The organism is Terrabacter sp. MAHUQ-38 (assembly GCF_014518425.1).
Taxonomy (GTDB): Bacteria; Actinomycetota; Actinomycetes; order Actinomycetales; family Dermatophilaceae; genus Terrabacter.
Window position 1 is genome coordinate 721525 of the sequence record NZ_JACVCU010000001.1, and the last position, 19573, is coordinate 741097.

Consider the following 19573-nt stretch of genomic DNA (forward strand, 5'->3'; position numbering starts at 1 on the left):
TGGTGGGAAGGGCAACCTCGACACAGACACCAGCAAACCACCACAGACTTCCGTAACCAGACATGCTCGGACGTCGTTGACCGCGAGTGCCAGCGCGCGTGCGCTTCGACAGGATTAGGGGACCTGATCGTGATCCACAGCAAGGTGACCGTCGTGTTCTGCGGCGAGGAGTACTCCGTGTCACCCGACACCGGCCTGACCATCGGCCGCACCGGCGACGTCGAGGTCGACGACAACCCGTACCTGCACCGCACGTTCCTCGTCGTCTCGTTCGACAACGGCTTCTGGTGGCTCAGCAACACCGGATCGACGCTGACGGCGACGGTCGCCGACGAACAGGGCCTCTTCCAGGCCTGGCTCAACCCGGGCGCGAAGATCCCGCTCGCGATGAAGAAGCTCATCGTCTGGTTCACGGCCGGCCCCACCACCTATGACTTCGAGGTCCACGTGGCGAGCCCGGCCTTCAAGTCCGTGACCGCCGACCCGCCCGAACAGACCGACGACGACGAGGTCGGGGCGGCCACGGTGGGCCGCGTGTCCTTCACGCCGGACCAGAAGCTGCTCATCGTCGCGCTGTGCGAGCCGTTCCTCCGGCGTCGTGAGGCCGGCACCAGTCAGATACCCTCGTCAGCCGCGGCGGCCGAGCGTCTCGGCTGGACGCTCACCCGCTTCAACCGCAAGCTCGACAACGTCTGCCAGAAGCTCGCCGACGCCGGCACACGCGGACTGCACGGCGGCGTCGGCAAGCTCGCGACCAACCGCAAGGCCCGGCTCGTCGAGCACGCGCTCTCGACCAAGCTCGTCACCGAGGACGACCTCGCCCTCCTCGACGCGCCGCACAGCACCGAACCGACACCACACACCGACGTAGAGAACAGGCGCGCCGACCGGATGGTCGCGGCCGAACAGGGGAACGCATGAGCACCGCCGCCACCACGCGACGGATCGGGATCATCTCGACCGTCGTCGTCGCCCTCGTCGCGAGCCTGCTCGTCTGGCTCGCGACTCGCAGCGAGGGTGAGATCGTCCGCAAGGCCGACCTCAACGACGGCGGGATCTGGGTGACGAACGCCGAGCAGGCCCGTTACGGCCGCATCAACAAGCCGGCCGGCCAGCTCGACGCCGGCGTCCTGTCCGACGGCACGAACGGCTCCGGCCTGGACGTCTTCCAGGACGGCGCGGCCGTCGTCGGCTACTCGAAGGCCAGCAACCAGATCGTCCCGATCAACCCGTCCGAGGGCACGCTCGCCCCCGAGCAGGCGGTCGTGCTGCCGAAGCCGAGCACGGCCACCGGCAACCGCGTCTTCACGGCCCCGCTCGTCGACGTGCGCGGCGGCACCATCGCGATGATCGACCCGGCGAAGGGTGAGCTGCGCGCGCAGCGGGTCGAGGACCCCACGGGGGTCACGAGCCTCGACGGGCTGCAGACCCAGGCCAAGCCGCTCGCGAAGGTCGGCGGCAACGCCGCCGTCGCCGTGGGCGTCGACGGCACGGTCTACGCACTCTCCGCCCAGTCGGGCAGCATCAGCGTCCTGCGCAAGGAGGGCAACGCATACGGCAAGCCCGTGACGACGAAGCTCGGCTTCACGTCGAAGTCGGCGCAGGTCACGGCCGTCGGCACGCACTGGGTGGTCTGGGACTCCGGCACGGGCAAGCTCTACTCCGACGCGCTCTCCGAGCCCGAGCAGCTCTCGGTGGGCAGCGCCGAACCCGGCAACCCAGCGTTCGCGGCCCTCCAGCAGCCCGGGCCCGACGCACCGACCGTCCTCATCCAGGACGAGACGCAGCTGACGCAGGTCTCGCTGACGGGTGACAGCCCGACCGTGGGCGGCGTGAAGCTGAGCCAGGGGGCGCCCGGCCAGAAGCTCTTCCTGTCGGCGCCGGTGCGTCTCGCGTCGTGCATCCACGCCGCCTGGGCCGGCGCCTCGAACGTCTACTACGGCCGCAACTGCGGCTCGCCCACCGACGCCGACACCGTCGACCTCGGCGCGATGAGGAAGGGCGTGCGCACCGACGGCGTCAAGCTGCGCGTCAACCGCGGGCTGATCGTCCTCAACGACCTCGACTCCGGCGACGTCTGGGACATCGACCGCAACCGCGTGAAGATCGACAACTGGAACTCCGTCATCCCGCCGCCGCAGACCGACGACAAGAACAAGAAGAAGGACGAGAACCTCATCGACGACGAGGTGAGCCGCACGCCGCCCAAGGCGCAGCCGGACTCGATGCAGGTCCGGCCGGGCCGCACCTCGACCCTCCACGTGCTCGACAACGACTCCGACTCGCAGGGCTCGATCCTCGCGATCGCGCCGGGCGACGTGGGCCAGCCCAGCACGCCGGGCATCTCGACGAGCGCGTCCGCCGACGGCCAGACCGTTCAGGTGACCGTCCCCGAGGAGGCCGGTGGCACGTTCTCGTTCGACTACACCGTCAACAACGGCACCACGGCGAAGAACGGTCGCGCCACGGCGAAGGTGACGGTGCGCATCGTCGGCCCCGACGTCAACACCGCCCCGAAGGTGCGCACCGGGCAGGCGAAGCTCGCCCAGGCGAAGTACCCCGTCGTCGCGAGCGGTTCGGTGCGGGTCGGTGTCATCGCCGACTGGCGTGACGCCGAGAACGACCCCCTCCAGGTGTCGGCCCTCGACCCGGTCAGCACGGGCGTCGACGGATCCGGCGCGCTGACCGTCAAGGCCAAGGCGGACAAGGGTGACCAGGTCGTCGACTACCAGGTCGACGACGGCCGCGGCGGCGCCGAGAAGGCGTCCGTCACGCTCGACGTCCTGAGCGAGGACGACTCCAAGGCGGTCGCCCCGAAGACGCAGCCCGACGTGCTGCGCGCCGTCGTCGGCAAGCCCGTGCAGCTGCAGCCCCTCGGCAACGACATCGCCGGCGCCGACCCCACCGACCCGCAGGCACGGATGCGCCTCGCGCAGGCGGTCAAGGGCCCCGGCCAGCTGACGATCGACACCAACCTCGACACGAACGTGCTCACCGTGACCGGCCAGACGCCCGGCACCTCGACGATCACGTATGCCGCCCAGGTCGGCTCCGGGGTGAGCGTCGGCCGCATCCGCGTCGACATCGCCCCCGCCCCGTCGGTCGACCTGCCACCCGTTGCGACCCCGGACGCCGCGGTGCTGCGCGGCCAGACGCCCGTCATCGCCGATGTCCTCTCCAACGACTACAGCCCCCGCAGCGACGTCCTCGTCGTGCAGCGTGTCGCCACGACGGACGCGTGGCTGCGTGTCTCCGTCGTGCAGGGCCGGTGGGTTCGGGCCGAGGCGACGTCGCCGCTCGACGGCGACACACCGCGTCGCGGTTCCGTCCGCTACACCATCAGCGACGGCACGAAGTCCGCGGTCGGCCAGCTCTCGGTCGTCCAGAAGCCCGAGCCGAAGGACAAGGTGCTTCCGACGGTCGTCGACGACGTCGCGACCGTGCGCGTCGGCGACGCGGTGACCATCCCGGTGCTCGACAACGACTCGATGAGCGAGGGCATCCCGCTCAAGCTCGACCCGCAGAGCGTCAAGGTGCTCTCCGGGGGCGGCCAGGCGTTCGCGTCGGGCACCGTCGTACGCTACGTCCCCGAGCAGAAGACCCTGACCGGCCCGAGGTCGGCGATCCTCGAGTACGCGACCTACCCGGAGGGCCTCCGGGCCCGGGCCGTGACCGGTCGCGTCAACGTCACGATCAACCCGCTGCCGGATGCCGTGAAGTACCCCAACCAGCCCCCGTCGGCGCGCAGCTTCTCGGCGAGCGTCACGGCGGGCGACACCCTGGCCATCACGGTCCCGACGAGCGGCGTCGACCCCGACGGCGACCTGACCTTCGTCAGCGGCATCGTCGGCGAGGACGGCAAGGCGGTCGACCTCGAGCTCGGTCGCGTCCTCGGGTTCGGAGCGGCCACGATCCGCTACGAGGCCTACCCGCGCAGCGCGGGCACGGAGGTCATCCGCTACCAGCTGCGCGACCGGTTCGGTCTGACGAGCGAGGGCTTCGTGCGGGTCGGCGTCGTCCAGCCCGGTGACCCGCAGCCGCCGGTCGCTGTCGAGGACGACGTCGTCGCGGCCCCCGGCCGCACCGTCCGCGCCGACGTGCTCACCAACGACCTCATCTCCGCCGGCGACTCGGTGTCCTTCGTCGACCTGTCGACGCTCAACGACCCCGACGTCCTCAAGGACTTCCAGAAGCAGAAGGACGACACCTTCAAGGTCGTCGCACCCGACGACGGCCCGGCCAAGGTGCTGACCTACGGCATCACCAACGGCCTGTTCGACCCGTCGAAGTCGACGCTGACGGTCCGCGGCCAGACGGACTTCAACAACCCGCCGGTCGCGGTCGACGACACCGGCGTGGCCAAGCAGGGCGAGACCTCGATCGTCGTCGACGCGCTCGCGAACGACCGCGACCTCGACGGCGAGCAGTCCACGCTGAAGATCACCAAGTTCCTCGGTGACGGCGTGACCCGCGAGGGGAGGAAGCTGCGCATCCAGCTGCGCCCGCAGGCGCGCGTCGTGCCGTACTTCATCGAGGACGCCGACGGCGCGGCGGCCATGGCCCTCATCTACGTGCCCGCCGGCAACAACGGCTCGCCGTATGCCGTCGACGGCAAGGTGATCAAGATGGGCGCCGACTCGACCGTCAAGGTCGCCCTCGGCGACTACGTCTCCGACCCGCGCGGCGGCAAGGTCACGCTGACGTCACCCGAGACCGTGTCCACGTCTCCGGCGGAGAACCTCCAGTTCGCCGTGGGGTCGGGCGCCGAGCTCACGCTGACATCGACGAACGGCTACGTCGGTCCCGCGGCACTGATGCTCGAGGTCACGAACTCGACGGGCCCGAGCGACAAGGCCGCCCAGTCGGCGTACGTCACGGTCCCGGTCCAGATCGGGCCCGACGTGCCGGTGCTCCGATGCCCTGACCACGAGGTGCGGCTCGTCGCCGACGGCCCGGCCCGCAGCTTCGACATCCCGCGCCTGTGCCACGCCTGGCTGCCGACGGGGATGGACCAGGGCAACGCCCGGTACGAGGCCACGTGGGACCCGGGCATCGACCGGGTCGACCTGAACCAGACCGGGGCCGGCGGCCGCCAGGTCGTCCTCCAGGCGCAGCCCGCTGCGCAGGAGGGCGCCACCGGCGCGGTCACCGTCAAGGCCAAGGGCGGTGCCGAGTCGTACAAGATCAAGGTGCGCGTCGTCAGCTCGCCGCCGATCGCCACCCTGCGGCCGGTCCGCATCGAGGGCCTCATCGCGGGCACGAGCCGCACGGTGAACCTCGCCCAGTACCTCGACAGCCCGCTGTCGGCGCCCCAGTGCGCGGTCCAGTCGAGCCGGGTCGTCTCCGGGCAGGGTGTCAGCGCGTCCCAGAACGGCTGCCAGCTCACCGTCTCGGCCTCCGACAAGGGACGCGGAGACGCTCGCATCACCGTGTCCGTCACCGACGCGCCCGGCCGTCCGGCGGCCACGGGTCTGGTCTCGGTCAGCGTCCGCAGCAAGCCCGACCCGACCGCTGCCCCGGTCGCGGTGGCCGACCGGATCCTGGGCAGCAGTGCCCGCGTCGACTGGCGTCCCCCTGCCTACGACGGTGGCCTGCCGATCCAGCAGTACGAGGTCACGGCGATCGGCCCCGGCGGCAAGGCGACGGCGTGCGGGTCTTCCCCCTGCACCATCACCGGCCTGACCAACGGTCAGGACTACACATTCACCGTGCGCAGCCGCAACGCCGTCGGCTGGTCCGACCCGAGCCCGCGGAGCAACACGGTGCGGCCCGACACGAAGCCCAAGGCGACCTCGATCAGCGACATCACGCCGGGCGACCGGAAGCTCACGGTGCGCTGGACCGAGCCGCCCAACGAGGGCAGCGCGGTGCTGAAGTACCGCGTCCAGTGGGTCAACATCGGCGGGAGCGCCGGTACCACCGGGCAGGCCGAGGTCGCGGCCCCGGGCCTGAGCAAGGTGATCAGCGGCCTGGTCAACAACGACGCGTACAACGTGCGCGTGCAGGCCAACAACGAGGCCGGCTGGGGCCCCTTCGGACCCGAGGTCAAGGCGCAGTCGTTCGGCAAGCCGGCCGCGGTGCCGGCGCCGACCCTGAGCCCCCGCGAGCCCGTGCCCGGTGAGCCGAACGCCCAGGTGTCGATCACGTGGTCGTCGACCGATCCGAACGGGCCGCCGATCACCAGGTACGACGTCTTCCGTCGCACGAGCGGTGGTCCCTGGAACCTCATCGCGACCCGGTCGGGCGGGGAGTCCCGCGTGGCCAGCGACACGGTCCCGTACCAGGGCCAGACGGTCGAGTACGTCGTGACCGCGACGAACGGCGGCCCCGCCACGTCCGACAAGGCGAACTTCAGCGGCTACACCGCCGACGGCATCCCCGAGACCCCGAACCTCCAGTCGGTCTCGACCCCGAGCGAGAACTACTCGGCCAACGCGTCGTTCTCCCTCGGTGACTCCCGCTCGCGCGGTTACGACAAGGTGAACTGGCGCACGAGCGCGGGGCGGTCGGGCTCATGGGGCTGCTCCGGCGGCTGTTCCGGCGGCACGGCGTCCGACCTCGGCACGAGCCAGCAGACCATGGAGATCCAGGCCTGCAACGTCGCCGGTCGGTGCTCGCCGTGGTCCAACAGCGTGACGTTCCACCCGTACGGCCCGACCAGGTCGATCCGCAACCCGGGGGAGAACCACGACAACAACAGCATCACCTTCACGTGGAACGCCCCGGCCGACAACGGCCGACCGATCACGCAGTACCAGGTGACGGGCGACAAGGACGAGACGTTCGGGGCCAGCCGCGAGTCGACGACGATCGGCGGTCTGGGCTACAGCGAGAGCCGCACGATCCGGGTCCGGGCCTACGCCACCGACTCGGGCTGGGGTCCGTACACGTCCATCACGGGCCGGACGAACCCCGCCCCCGCGCAGAAGGTGGTCTCGGTCTACAAGGGACCCGCCTGCGGCCCGAGCAACTGCCCCAAGCCGGACGGCACCCAGTGCGGCACCAACTGCAACTTCGTCGGCTACGAGCTGGAGAACTTCACCGGCAACATCGTGTGCAGCCTCGACAGCAGCGACGGCGCCTGGGGCACCCTCGACGACGGCAACGCCGGACGACACAACCCGACGAACGGCCGCAACGTCTCCGGGAAGTTCTACGGGTTCCCCACGGGCTGGGTGAGCGTCAGGTGCACCGGCTCGAACGGCTCCGACTCCGCGACACGCAACCCATGGGGGTGACGGCGGGCCCCCGCGAGACACCCGGACCGCCGGGTCCTCGCCACACGGCATACGCCTCCCCGCATCACCACGACACCGCAGGCTCGATGAAAGACATGACAGGAGAACGACACCCATGACGGCTCACACGACCGCCAGTCACATCACCCAGGAGCAGGTCACCTGGTTCGCCCACACGTTCGACCAGCTCGTCGGCAACATCGAGAAGGCCGTCCTCGGCAAGGAGCACGTGACGCGTCTCGCCCTGACCTGCCTGCTGTCCGAGGGGCACATGCTCCTGGAGGACTTCCCCGGCACCGGCAAGACCCAGCTCGCGCGCGCCCTCTCGGCGACGGTCCAGGGCTCGCACAGCCGCATCCAGTTCACGCCCGACCTGCTGCCCTCCGACGTCACCGGCGTGACGATCTACGAGCCGACGAAGCAGGCCTTCGAGTTCCACCCGGGCCCGATCTTCGCGACGATCGTCCTCGCGGACGAGATCAACCGCGCTTCGCCGAAGACCCAGTCGGCGCTCCTCGAGGTCATGGAGGAGGGCCGCGTGACGGTCGACGGCAAGCCGCACTCGGTGGGCGAGCCGTTCATGGTCATCGCGACCCAGAACCCCATCGAGCAGGCCGGGACCTACCGCCTCCCCGAGGCGCAGCTCGACCGTTTCCTCATGAAGGCGAGCGTCGGCTACCCCGACCACGAGGCGACGATCGCGGTCCTGGCCGACGCCAAGACGCGCGACCGTGCGAAGACGCTGAGCCCGCTCATCGCGAGCAACGTCATCGTCGAGATGTCCAAGCTCGCCGACGAGATCCACGTCGACCCGGCGATCCTCGGCTACGTGAGCCGCATCGCCGAGGAGTCGCGCCGACACCCCTCGCTCAAGCTCGGGCTGTCGGTCCGTGGCTGCCTCGCCTACGTGCGCTGTGCCAAGACGTGGGCGGCGAGCCAGGGACGTACGTACGTGATCCCGGACGACATCAAGCTGCTCGCCGGGCCGGTCCTGAGCCACCGCCTGCTGCTCGGCGCCGAGGCGCAGTTCGCGGGCACGACGGTCGAGCAGTGCATCGACCAGATCCTCGACGACATCGCGCCGCCGGCCGAGCGCGCCTCGGCCTGACCGCGGCTCGCGTCAGGACCGGACAGGGAACCGAGGGGAACGCATGACCCAGCAGGACCAGGGAGAGACGGCGTCGCGCGGCGGCCGTCGCCTCCGTATGCCGTCACGTCGCGGCACGCCAGGCGGAGCCGTCGCGCCCGCGGTCGGCACGACGAGCCGCGGCGTCCGCCAGATCACCGCGCCGATCACCCGCTCCATCGAGCAGGTGGCCGGCCAGACGGAAGGGGTCTGGCGTCCCGTCGCCGGCGTGCTGCGCTGGGTCTCCCCGCTCGGCTGGACGATCCTCGCGCTCGGCGTCGTCTCCTGGCTCGTCGGCGCGCGCTGGGGATGGACCGAGCTGCTCATGGTCGGCGCGGCCGCCTTGCTCCTCTTTGCGATCTGCCTGCTGCTGGCCCTCGGCCGCACCAAGGTCCGCATCCTGGCCGAGGTCGACCCCCGCCGGGTGGTCGTCGGCGAGCCCGCGACGGGCCGCATCCTCGTCACCAACGAGGCCCGCACGCCGATGCTGCCGATCCTCGTCGAGCTGCCGGTCGGCCTGTCCGCAGCCCGGTTCGTCCTGCCCGCCCTGACGCCCGGCAACGCGCACGAGGAGCTATTCGTCGTGCCGACGTCGCGCCGTGGCGTCATCCGGGTCGGGCCCGCGACGACCGTCCAGGGTGACCCGCTCGGCCTGATGCGCCGCACCCTCACATGGACCGAGCGCACCGAGCTGTTCGTCCACCCGCGCACCGTCGCGCTCGAGTCGCTCGGCGCAGGCCTGCTGCGTGACCTCGAGGGCAGCACCACCGAGGACGTCTCGATGAGCGACCTCGCCTTCCACGCCCTGCGCGAGTACCAACCCGGCGACGACCGGCGCTACATCCACTGGCGCAGCTCGGCCAAGGCCGGCAAGCTCCTCGTGCGCCAGTTCCTCGACACGCGACGCTCGCACGTGACGATCATCGTCGACCCCGACCCTGAGCAGTACCGCTCCGGTCACGGCCGGACGGGCGTGACCGACCGGGACGTCGAGCGCGATGTCATGGCCGCCAACGCCCCGACCGCGATCCAGGCCGACGTCGAGACGGCGATCTCGACCGGCAGCTCGATCATGGTGCGCGTCATGCTCGACGAGCAGGACTGCACGATCGTCTGTGGCGACCAGAAGGTCACCAAGTCCGTGCCGCAGGTGGGCCTCGACGCCATGTCGCGCGTCGACCCCGGGCCGGTCGACCTCTTCTCCGTCTCGCTCGACGCCGCCGATCTCGCGCCCGACACGAGCACCTGCTTCATCGTCACCGGTCCGCACCGGCCGTTGATCGACCTGCAGCGCGCCGCCGGGCAGTTCCCGCCGGAGGTCACCCGGGTCGTCGTGGTCGTCGACCCGCTGGCCGGGCACGGCATCCGTCGTGGCGGTGGTCTCGTCATCCTCACGCTGAGCACGCTCGAGGACCTCCGCACGCTTCTCGTCTCAGGGGTGGCCCGATGAGCTCACCGATGTCGCCGTCGTCCAGGCCGGGCTCGATCCCGGCCCCGCCACCGTCCGCGCTGGTCAGACCGCCGTCGGCGGGAGCGCGGGTGCGCAGCCAGCTCGAGCGGCTCCGCCCGACCGTCCCGCAGCTCGTCGACGCGGGCTTCACGGTCGTCCTCGCCGGTCTCGCGCTGATCGGCTTCCGCACCACCTTCTTCGGCCTCGGCTGGCTGTGGGTGGGCCTCGCGGGGCTCGTCCTCGGCCTGCTCCTCGCCCACGTCACGTCGACGTTCCGCGCACCCGGGGTCGTGACCCTGCTGGCCGTCGCGGCGGCATACCTCCTGCTCGCCGGGCCGCTTGCGGTCCGCGAGGGCCTCATCGCCGGGTTCATCCCGTCGGGCGACACGTTCGCGACGCTCGTCCACATGGCGGTGCCGGGCTGGAAGGAGCTGTTGACCGCGCTGCCGCCGGTCGACTCCGAGGGCCCCTACATGGCCCTGCCCTTCCTGTTCACGCTCGTCGGCGCCGCCGTGGCGTATGCCGTCGCGCGCCGCTGGACGGGCTCGGTCGTCGCGATCGTCGCGCCGGTCGTGCTGCTCGTGACCTCGATCGTGCTCGGCACCCTGACGCCCGCCGCCGTGCTCCTCCAGGGCGCCGTCTTCGCTCTCGTCGCGATCGGCTGGACCGCGCTGCGCAGCAACCGCAACCGCCCGGCCCTGCAGAACGGCGCCGGCCGCACGACGCGCGCCGTGACCACCGCTGCGCTGCTGGCCCTCGCGACCGTCGGCGGGTTCTTCGTGGGACCGCACCTGCCCGGGGCCGGCAGTGCCGAGCGCACCGTCTTCCGTTCGGCCCTCGTGCCGCCGATCGACGTCACGCAGTACGCGTCGCCGCTGGCGGGTTTCCGGCAGTACACAGAGCCCAACGGCGCCGAGCTCTTCGACAAGACGCTGCTCACGGTCCGCGGCCTCCCCAAGGGCGTCCCGGTGCGCATCGCCGCGCTCGACTCCTACGACGACTTCGTCTGGGGCGCGGGCAACGTCGCCAACGAGGGCACCGGAGACGACCCCCAGGGGTCGAGCTTCCGCAAGGTGGGCAGCCACATCGCGGCATCGGGTCCCGGTCAGGAGGTCACCGCGACGGTCGGCGTGCCCGCGGGCGGCTACGACGACGTGTGGCTCCCGACGTTCGGCACGGTGACCGGTCTCGACTTCGGCGGCAACCGCGGCGACGAGCTCGCGGACGAGCTCCGGTTCAACGTCGACACCAACACCGGTGTCCTGCCCGAGAAGCTCACGGCCGGCGACACGTACACCGTCACCGCCCTCGCGCAGCCGCTCGACGACGCCCTTCCCGCCAACGTCGACGTCGCCGACGGCAGCGTCGTCGACAGCCAGAACCTCACCTTCATCGACGACAAGGTCGCGCCGTGGACCGAGCGCGTCGACGGCCAGTGGCAGAAGGTCGTGGCCATCGCCAAGGCGATGCAGGACGGCGCCTACACCGACGGCGGCGCCCCCGGCGACTACCAGAACGTCTTCCTTCCCGGCCACAGCCTGCGGCGGATGACCCAGTTCCTCAAGGCGACCCAGCTCGCCGGCAACGACGAGCAGTACGCCTCGGCACTGGCCCTCGCGGCCAACCGCATCGGCGTGCCGGCACGCGTGGTGCTCGGTGCCGAGCCCGACGCGCAGGGCGTCATCAAGGGCAAGGACGTGCATGCGTGGGTCGAGGTGCTGCGCGCCGACGGGTCGTGGCAGCCGATCTACTGGAAGCAGTTCCTCCCGGACCGCAACAAGAAGCCGCAGCAGCTGATCCAGAAGTCCGAGGAGAAGAAGACCGGGGCCCAGGTCCCGCCGCCCGCGGCCAACAACCCGCCGAGCGTGCTCCAGGGCCCGGACCAGGCGCAGAACGCGACCCAGCTGAAGAACCCGGTCAAGGACGACGCGAACCCGCTCGACCCCGACAACTGGCCGGACTGGCTGCGCTACCTCGTCTTCTTCCTCGTCGGTCCGCTCCTCGTGCTGCTGGTCGTCTACGGCGTGATCCGCTCCGCGAAGTGGCTCCGTCGCCGTCGCCGCCGCACGACCGGGGAGACGGTGAGCCGGGTGAGCGGCGGCTGGCGCGAGGTCGTCGACACGGCCCGTGACCTGCGGATGCCACTGCCTGTCAAGGGAACTCGGCTCGAGCAGGCTCGCGCCCTGGAGGAGCACGTCTTCGGGCCGCCACCCGAGAAGCCGAGCCCGGTCGTCGACGGTGCCCTCATGGGCGCCCCCGTGCGCGTGACGTCGGGCGGGCAGCTCGCCCCCAGCTCCGACACCGAGCCACTGCCGCCGGGCGGGGGCGACGGGCCCGCCCGGCGTGTGCTCGCGCTCGTGCCGCTCGCGGCCGCCGCCAACGGCCACGTCTTCGACGTCACCGAACCGACTGCAGACGAGGTCATGGCGTTCTGGGCCGACGTCGAGACGGCACGCAAGCGCATCCGGGCCGAGCAGGGCTTCTGGCAGAAGCTCCGCGGTGACGTCTCGCTGCGCACCTTCCGCGACCACCTGCCGAGCGGTTCGGGGCTCGGCCCCGCCGTCGCGCGCACGTCGCGTCGTCAGGGCAAGCCCGCGCCCGGCCGCCGCGGCCGGGCTACGAAGGCGGGCATCGGCACGACCGCACCCGTCGAGACCCGCGCGGGCCGGAGCGGCACCCGTGCAGGCAACCGTCGAAAGGGACAACAGCGGTGAAGCTGAAGTTCGTCCTCCGGTCCGGAGACCGGGAGACCGACCTGGTCGCGACGACCGACTCCGCCACCACGGTCGGCGACCTCGCCACCTTCCTGGCCGCGGCGGACCCGCACCGGTCGAGCGTGCTCGGGGTCGACCAGGCGATGACCCTCGCCCTCGTCGACCAAGAGCTGCGCGGCCTCGACCCCCGGGCGACGGTCGCCGAGAGCGGCCTCCAGTCCGGCATGCGCGTGTCGGTGACCCGCGCGGGGGAGGGCTTCGTCGACCGCGGTCGCCCCGCGGCGGTGGCCTACATCCGGTCGGGCCCCGACGCGGGCAAGGAGATCGCGCTCGCCCGCGGCACGGCATACGTCGGCCGCGGCCGGGGCTGCGAGGTCCAGCTGAGCGACGAGTCCGTGTCGCGCAAGCACGCCAAGCTCGTCGTCCAGGAGGTCGTCGAGGTCGTCGACCTCGGCTCGGCCAACGGGATCACCGCCGGTGGGCAGCAGGTGACGCGCGCACACCTCAAGAGCGGCGACGTCGTGCGTCTCGGCGACACCGAGCTCGAGGTGCACCTTCAGGGCGACGGCGTGGTCAGCCGTCCGGGCAGCGGCGTGCTCTCGGGCGACGCGGGCACCGTGGCGTTCTCGCGCTCGCCGCGGGTCGCGCCCCTCTTCGCCGGGCAGGAGTTCCAGGTCCCTGACCTGCCCGAGCGCGGCAAGACCCATCCCATGCCGATGGTCGCCATGATCGTGCCGCTGCTCATGGGCGCCGTGCTCTTCGCGATCACGAAGAGCCCCTTCAGCGTCATCTTCATGCTGATGATGCCGCTCATGATGGCGGGCACCTACTACGAGGCGCGCCGTCAGCAGAAGAAGGACTTCGCGCAGGCCATGGAGGACTTCAAGGAGGACCTGGCCCTGCTGTCGCAACGCATCCGCGGTTCTCTCGACGTCGAGGGTGAGACCCGCCGCGCCGAGCACCCGAGCGGCGTGGAGTGCCTGACGGCCGTGCGCGACCGCAGCGCCCTGCTGTGGACCCGACGCCGCGACGTCCCCGGCTACGCCGAGCTGCGCCTCGGCATGGGCACCCTCGCGTCGCGCTCGGCGATCAAGATGCCGGCCGTCGGCCGCTCGAAGGCCGAGGCGTGGCACGAGGTCTCCGAGCAGCTGCACGGTCTCGAGATCGTCCACGACGTGCCGGTCGTCGCGACCCCGCTCACAGCGGGAGCCATCGGTGTCGCGGGCCACCGCGGCAACGCCCTCGGCTCGGCGCGCTCGCTCGTGCTGCAGGCGGTCGCGCTGCACTCACCGGCCGAGCTCGCCGTGTGCTCGTTCGCCTCGGGCAGCTCGGCCCGCGACTGGGACTTCCTCAAGTGGCTGCCGCACACGACGTCGCCGCACAGCCCCGTCGGCGTGGACCACCTGGCCGCGAGCGCACCGGCCTGCTCGGCGCTCGCCGACGCCCTCGAGGACATCATCGAGTCCAAGGGCACCCCGCAGGAGCGGGAGGCCGCCAGTGCCGCACGGCCCACGGTGCTCGTCCTCGTCGAGAGCGACGCCCCCATCGACCGCAGCCGCCTCGTCGCCATCGCCGAGCGAGGTCACGCGCAGGGCGTCGTCGTCGTGTGGGTCGCCGAGACCCAGCAGCTGCTGCCGGCGGCGTGCCACACCTTCCTCGTCGTGGGCGACGACCAGAGCTCGCTCGCCGGCTTCGTCCACGACGGCGAGGAGGTGCAGCCGGTGCAGGTCGACCGCATCGGCTACGACGAGGCCATGGCCTGCGCCCGCCAGCTGGCCCCCGTCGTCGACGCCGGGGTGCCGGTCGACGACGCGAGCGACCTGCCGCGTGCGGTCTCGTTGCTCACCCTGACCGGCACCGACCTCGCGCGGTCGGAGGAGGCGGTCATCGAGAAGTGGGGCGAGTCCCGCTCGATCCTCACCGGCCCCTTCGCGCCCGCGGTGCTGCCCCGCAAGCCCGGCAACCTGCGCGCCATCGTCGGCCAGTCGAGCCAAGGCACGTTCTCGGTCGACATCCGCTCCGACGGTCCGCACGCCCTCGTCGGCGGAACCACCGGCGCCGGCAAGTCCGAGCTGCTCCAGGCCTGGATCCTCGGCATGGCGGCGGCCCACTCCCCGCAGCGCGTCACGTTCCTGCTCGTGGACTACAAGGGTGGCTCGGCCTTCCGTGACTGCGTCAAGCTGCCGCACACGGTCGGCCTCGTCACCGACCTGTCGCCGCACCTCGTGCGCCGGGCCCTCGCGTCCCTCGCCGCCGAGCTGCACTACCGCGAGCACCTGCTGGCCCGGCACAAGGCCAAGGACCTCGTCGAGCTCGAGCGCCGCGGCGAGGTCGACGCCCCGCCGTCGCTCATCATCGTCGTCGACGAGTTCGCCGCGCTCGTCCAGGAGGTGCCGGAGTTCGTCGACGGCGTCGTCAACGTCGCCCAGCGCGGCCGCTCGCTCGGGCTGCACCTGATCCTCGCGACGCAGCGTCCCGCCGGTGTCATCAAGGACAACCTCCGCGCCAACACGAACCTCCGCATGGCGCTGCGGATGGCCGACGAGAACGACTCCGACGACGTCCTCGGCTCCAAGGAGGCGGCGTTCTTCGACCCAGCGCTGCCGGGTCGTGCGGTGTCGAAGACCGGTCCCGGCCGGCTCGTTCCCTTCCAGACGGGGTATGCCGGTGGGTGGACCTCCGACGTGCCGCCGCCTCCGGACATGAAGGTCGAGACGCTGACCTTCGGCTCGGGAGTCGAGTGGGAGCCGCCGCGCGTCGACGGCGCCGACGAGGCCGCAGACCTCGGCCCCACCGACATCCAGCGCCTCGTAAGCACCCTCGGCCGCGCCGCCCGGGTGGCCGAGCTGCCCCGGCCGCGCAAGCCGTGGCTGCCGGACATGCGTGCCGTCTACGACCTCGCGAGCCTGCCCACGCAGCGCCGCGACGACGAGCTCGTCTTCGGCGTCGCCGACGACCCCGACAACCAGGCCCAGCCCGAGATCGCGTTCCGCCCCGACAAGGAGGGCAACATCGCGATCTACGGCACGTCTGGTTCCGGCAAGTCGGTCTTCCTCCGGTCGATGGCGGTCGCCGCCGGTTACACCGTGCGCGGCGGGCCCTGTCACGTCTACGGCCTCGACTTCGGCAACCGCGGCCTCGCGATGCTCGAGTCCCTGCCGCACGTCGGCTCGATCGTGCCGGGCGGCGACCACGAGCGCGTCACGCGACTGCTCCGGATGCTGCGCGCGACGATCGACGAGCGGGCCTCTCGCTACTCGGCGGTCAGCGCCGCGACGATCACCGACTACCGGCGGCTCGCCGGCCGCCCGGACGAGCCGCGCATCATCGTGCTCATCGACGGCATGACCGCCTTCCGGCAGGCGTACGAGGTCGGTGGCCGCTTCCAGTGGCTCGACCTGCTCGCCGGTCTCGCGGCGGACGGCCGACCTGTCGGCATCCACTTCATCATCGCGTCCGACCAGCGCACGGGCCTGCCGACCAACCTTGCGGCCGCCGTCCAGGGCCGGATCATCCTGCGGATGAGCAACGTCGACGACTACTCCGTCTTCGGTGTGCCGGGCGACGTGCTGACGATGGCCTCGCCGCCCGGGCGTGGGCTCATGTCGGGCTCCGAGGTGCAGGTCGCGGTCCTGGGTGGGTCGTCCGACGTGACCGTGCAGGCCGCCGCCATCGAGGCGTTCGCCGACGCGACCCGCAAGGCCGGTGTGAGCGAGGCACCGACGATCGAGAGCCTCGCCGAGGTCATCCCGCTCGGTGACCTGCCCTCCGAGTTCGGCGGTCGACCCGTCGTCGGCGTCGCGTCCTCGACGCTCGAGCCGCACGGCTTCGACCCCAAGGGCAGCTTCATCGTCACCGGCCCCTCGGGGTCGGGGCGCACGACGGCGATGGCGGCGACGGCGGCCGGCCTCTACCGGTTCAGCTCCTCGTCGGCGCTCTACCTCATGACGCCGAGGCGCAGCTCCGAGCTGCTCGACCTCGGTGTCTGGGCCGACACCGCCGTCGGCGGCGAGGCGTCGGCGGCGTTGGCGACGCGCTTGGCGGCCGAGGTCGAGGACGGGCGCATCACGAGGCCGGTCGCGGTCTTCGTCGAACGCATCGACGACCTCGCACCGTCCGGCGCCGAGAACGCCCTGACCAGCCTCACCAAGGCCTGCGTCGACAACGACCAGCTCGTCGTCGCCGAGGGCGAGGCGGCCTTCTTCAGCAGCAACTTCGGGCTCCAGGCGCTGCTCAAGACGTCGCGCTCGGGTCTCGCGCTGCACCCCGACGGCAACGAGGGCCTGTCGGTCTTCAAGGCCAACCTGCCCTCCCTCAACCGGGCGGAGCTGCCCCCGGGCCGCGGGTTCATCATCGAGAAGGGCCGGTTCGAGCTGCTCCAGGTGGCCCTCCCATGACCCTCGTGCCCGCACCACACCGGAGACCCTTCGACACACCCGGGTCGGATGCCGGTGAGCTGCGTGCTACTCGGTGTGTTGCAGATGGACCGGCGGGCGACGGGCGGTTTGCGGGCCGCGCGAAAAGGCTTGTGACACAAGGAGATCGATACGGCGCGGCGGCATACGGAATCCGTTCGCCTGGGTCGCGTCCGTCATGGGGAGTCCTCCCCATCGACACTCCCCGCGGGCTCACATAGGTTTCTGCATGTCGACGAAAGCCGCTCATCGGGAGCAACTGCGCGAAGGCGGCAGACGTCGAGGAGTTCGACAAAGCGCGGGCCTGCACGGTTGGTCCGGAGGAGAAAACTTCCCGAATCAGTCGGGGGAACACAGGCAAAGGAGAAGGTCATGGCTTGGCTCGGAATGAACGACGATGAGGTCAACGCCCAGGGCAACGTCCTGCAGCAGCAGGCGGAGGCCATCCAGAAGCTCATCACGAAGGTCGACCAGGAGGTCGAGTCGCTGAAGCAGAACTGGCAGGGTGACGACTCCAAGCAGTTCGAGCAGGAGTGGACCGGCACGCACCGTCCCGAGCTCCAGAAGGCCCAGAAGCTGCTCACCGAGATGAAGTCGACGATCGACCACGAGGTCCAGCAGCAGCGCAGCACCTCGTCGCAGTACTGATCGACACCTCGTCTCACCACCAGACCAACAAACGCAGACTTCTGAAGGGGAACTGACATGGCTGTTTACAAGAAGGGTATGAACGCCGACGCGGTGTCCGCGTCCGGTGACAAGCTCGTCGGCTACAAGGGCGAGCTCGACGGCATCGTCGAGGCCGTCAACGGCGCCGTCTCCACGATCAAGAGCAACTGGGGCGGCACGGACGCCGACCAGTTCCAGAGCGACTGGCACGGCCAGCGCCAGGTCGTCTCGGCCGCCGGCGACAAGCTCGACGCCATGGGCAAGAAGTGCAAGACGAACGCCGAGGCGCAGAAGCAGACCTCGTCGAAGTGAGCCCGGCTGCGGCGTGAGCCCGGCTCCGCCGCACCCGTTGCGAAGGGTGGTCCGCTCCATCAGGGGAGGAGCGGCCACCCTTTCGCATGTCCGGTTCCGCGTCCGGGCATGCATCGAGGGCCGCTCCCGATTGGGAGCGGCCCTCGACGCGTTCTGCCCTGGTCGTGCTGCTTGGTTGCCCGTTCCGCTCAGGCGGGAGCGGTCGTGTAGCGCAGGTAGGGCTTGACCTCCTCGACGGCGTCCTCGCCGAAACGCTCCTTGGCGTCGGCCGTGGACACCGTTGGCGCGACGATGACGCGCTGGCCCTCACGCCAGTCGGCCGGCGTCGAGAAAGGGCCCCGGTCGGTCAGCTGCAGGGCGTCGACGGCGCGGAGGATCTCGTCGAAGTTGCGGCCCACGCTCTTCGGGTAGGTCAGCGAGAGCCGGACCTTGTTGGCCGGGTCGATGACGAAGACGGAGCGGACACTCGAGGTGTCGCCCTCGCCGGGGTGGATCATGTCGTAGAGCTCGGAGACCTGGCGGGAGTCGTCGGCGATGAGGGGGTAGTCGACGCTCGAGCCGCTGACCTCCTCGATGTCGCCCTTCCACTCGTTGTGCGCGTCGATCGGGTCGACGGAGACGGCGAGCACCTTGACGTTGCGCTTGGTCCACTCGTCGTCGAGCGCGGCGACCCGGCCGAGCTCGGTCGTGCAGACCGGCGTGAAGTCGGCCGGGTGGCTGAAGAGCACGGCCCAGCTGTCGGCCTTCCAGTCGTGGAAGGAGATCGAGCCCTCGGTGGTCTCGGCCGTGAAGTCGGGGGCGGTCTCGCCCAGTCGCGGTGTTGCCATGGATGGTCCTCCTCGCGGTCGGGCGCACGTCACGCCCCGGTCTGCCAGCCATTGTGGTCGCAAAACCATGCATTGCGTTATGGGTGTCCAAATGTTGTGACGCTCGGGTCGGTGTGACGTCGAGGACGAGGGGAGCGCTCCCCATCGCGGACGGCGGCAGGGCTGCGTACGTTGAGGATCGCCGGCTCGGCGCCGGTCTGCGTACGAGCTCACGTACGAGTCACCAACGCACAGGGGATCAGAGATGACGTTGACGAAGAAGAAGATCCGCACGGCCGTGGCGGGTGCCGCCGTCGCCACGGCGCTCGCCGTGGCCGGCGCACAGCCGGCGAGCGCGGGCACCGAGATGAACGGCTACTTCCCGTGGGTCAAGGGATGTGACGCGGACCAGGCCCCTGGTCGACTCGCGGCCGGTCTGGGACAAGTACGGCCGCTACGTCGGTGACGTCCAGCTCTGGTGGTCGGGGAGGTGCGTGACGAACTGGGTGCGGGTGGCGCCGAACAACCCCAACGGCATGGGCGTGTCGGCCACCATCTCCAATGTGTACGGCCGGTACGGCGCCAGCGCCAAGGACTACTCGTTCGGCTACAGCGGCATGCTCTACTCGCCGTCCTGGTCGCCGTGCGTCAACGTCGACATCCTGGTCAGTGCCGGCCCGTGGAGCGACACCTACAACGACCCGGCGCCGCGCTACACGATCTGCTGACCCCCCACCTTCGGTCGGGCCGGCGGCACGGCCGCCGAGCCCGACTGAAGGCCTATGGTTGCGATTGGATCGTGGTTGTCCGAGATTCACTCGCGGCGTCTCTCGGGCGCATGTC

11 protein-coding genes are annotated in these 19573 nt (G+C 70.8%); 10 read left to right on the forward strand and 1 reads right to left on the reverse strand.

Features of this window, described 5'->3' with window-relative positions; genetic code table 11:
• The first annotated feature begins 129 nt into the window (after positions 1-129).
• From H9I49_RS03425 to H9I49_RS03460, 8 genes are all read left to right on the forward strand, one after another.
• Complete coding sequence (locus H9I49_RS03425; protein ID WP_188028896.1) at positions 130-921, forward strand: hypothetical protein; 792 nt, start codon at positions 130-132, stop codon at positions 919-921.
• Positions 918-7238, forward strand: a complete 6321-nt coding sequence (locus tag H9I49_RS03430) for a fibronectin type III domain-containing protein (RefSeq protein ID WP_188028897.1) — start codon at positions 918-920, stop codon at positions 7236-7238. Before H9I49_RS03425 ends, H9I49_RS03430 begins: the two co-directional genes overlap by 4 nt.
• 115 nt (positions 7239-7353) lie before the next feature.
• A complete protein-coding gene (locus H9I49_RS03435; protein ID WP_188028898.1) occupies positions 7354-8346 on the forward strand; it encodes a MoxR family ATPase in 993 nt (330 codons plus the stop codon).
• Between the two features lie 43 nt (positions 8347-8389).
• The gene (locus H9I49_RS03440) at positions 8390-9814 is read left to right on the forward strand and encodes a DUF58 domain-containing protein (protein WP_188028899.1); all 1425 of its coding nucleotides are present in this window, start codon (positions 8390-8392) and stop codon (positions 9812-9814) included.
• Positions 9815-9903: 89 nt separating this feature from the next.
• A complete protein-coding gene (locus H9I49_RS03445; protein ID WP_188028900.1) occupies positions 9904-12528 on the forward strand; it encodes a transglutaminase-like domain-containing protein in 2625 nt (874 codons plus the stop codon).
• Entirely contained in the window at positions 12525-16925 is a 4401-nt protein-coding gene (locus H9I49_RS03450) for an FtsK/SpoIIIE domain-containing protein (RefSeq protein WP_188028901.1), read from the forward strand. The genes H9I49_RS03445 and H9I49_RS03450 overlap by 4 nt, the downstream gene beginning before the upstream one ends.
• A 390-nt stretch (positions 16926-17315) precedes the next feature.
• On the forward strand, positions 17316-17591 hold the full coding sequence (locus H9I49_RS03455; RefSeq protein WP_081633740.1) for a WXG100 family type VII secretion target: 276 nt from the start codon (positions 17316-17318) through the stop codon (positions 17589-17591).
• Between the two features lie 57 nt (positions 17592-17648).
• On the forward strand, positions 17649-17924 hold the full coding sequence (locus H9I49_RS03460) for a WXG100 family type VII secretion target (protein WP_188028902.1): 276 nt from the start codon (positions 17649-17651) through the stop codon (positions 17922-17924).
• A 188-nt stretch (positions 17925-18112) separates the two neighbouring features.
• Here H9I49_RS03460 and H9I49_RS03465 read toward each other — a convergent pair whose 3' ends face one another.
• Positions 18113-18751, reverse strand: coding sequence for a peroxiredoxin (locus H9I49_RS03465; RefSeq protein WP_188028903.1), 639 nt, complete (start codon positions 18749-18751; stop codon positions 18113-18115).
• 244 nt (positions 18752-18995) lie between these two features.
• Here H9I49_RS03465 and H9I49_RS03470 point away from each other — a divergent pair, with 244 nt between their 5' ends.
• On the forward strand, positions 18996-19196 hold the full coding sequence (locus H9I49_RS03470; RefSeq protein ID WP_188028904.1) for a hypothetical protein: 201 nt from the start codon (positions 18996-18998) through the stop codon (positions 19194-19196).
• A 28-nt stretch (positions 19197-19224) separates the two neighbouring features.
• The gene (locus H9I49_RS03475) at positions 19225-19458 is read left to right on the forward strand and encodes a hypothetical protein (protein WP_188028905.1); all 234 of its coding nucleotides are present in this window, start codon (positions 19225-19227) and stop codon (positions 19456-19458) included.
• Positions 19459-19573: the final 115 nt, after the last annotated feature.

Excerpts from the sequence above, each read along its gene's own strand:
- H9I49_RS03430 (WP_188028897.1), top strand. The coding sequence starts at position 918 with ATGAGCACCGCCGCCACCACGCGACGGATCGGGATCATCTCGACCGTC.
- H9I49_RS03435 (WP_188028898.1), top strand. The coding sequence starts at position 7,354 with ATGACGGCTCACACGACCGCCAGTCACATCACCCAGGAGCAGGTCACC.
- H9I49_RS03440 (WP_188028899.1), top strand. The coding sequence starts at position 8,390 with ATGACCCAGCAGGACCAGGGAGAGACGGCGTCGCGCGGCGGCCGTCGC.
- H9I49_RS03455 (WP_081633740.1), top strand. The coding sequence starts at position 17,316 with ATGGCTTGGCTCGGAATGAACGACGATGAGGTCAACGCCCAGGGCAAC.
- H9I49_RS03460 (WP_188028902.1), top strand. The coding sequence starts at position 17,649 with ATGGCTGTTTACAAGAAGGGTATGAACGCCGACGCGGTGTCCGCGTCC.
- H9I49_RS03465 (WP_188028903.1), bottom strand. The coding sequence starts at position 18,751 with ATGGCAACACCGCGACTGGGCGAGACCGCCCCCGACTTCACGGCCGAG.
- H9I49_RS03470 (WP_188028904.1), top strand. The coding sequence starts at position 18,996 with ATGACGTTGACGAAGAAGAAGATCCGCACGGCCGTGGCGGGTGCCGCC.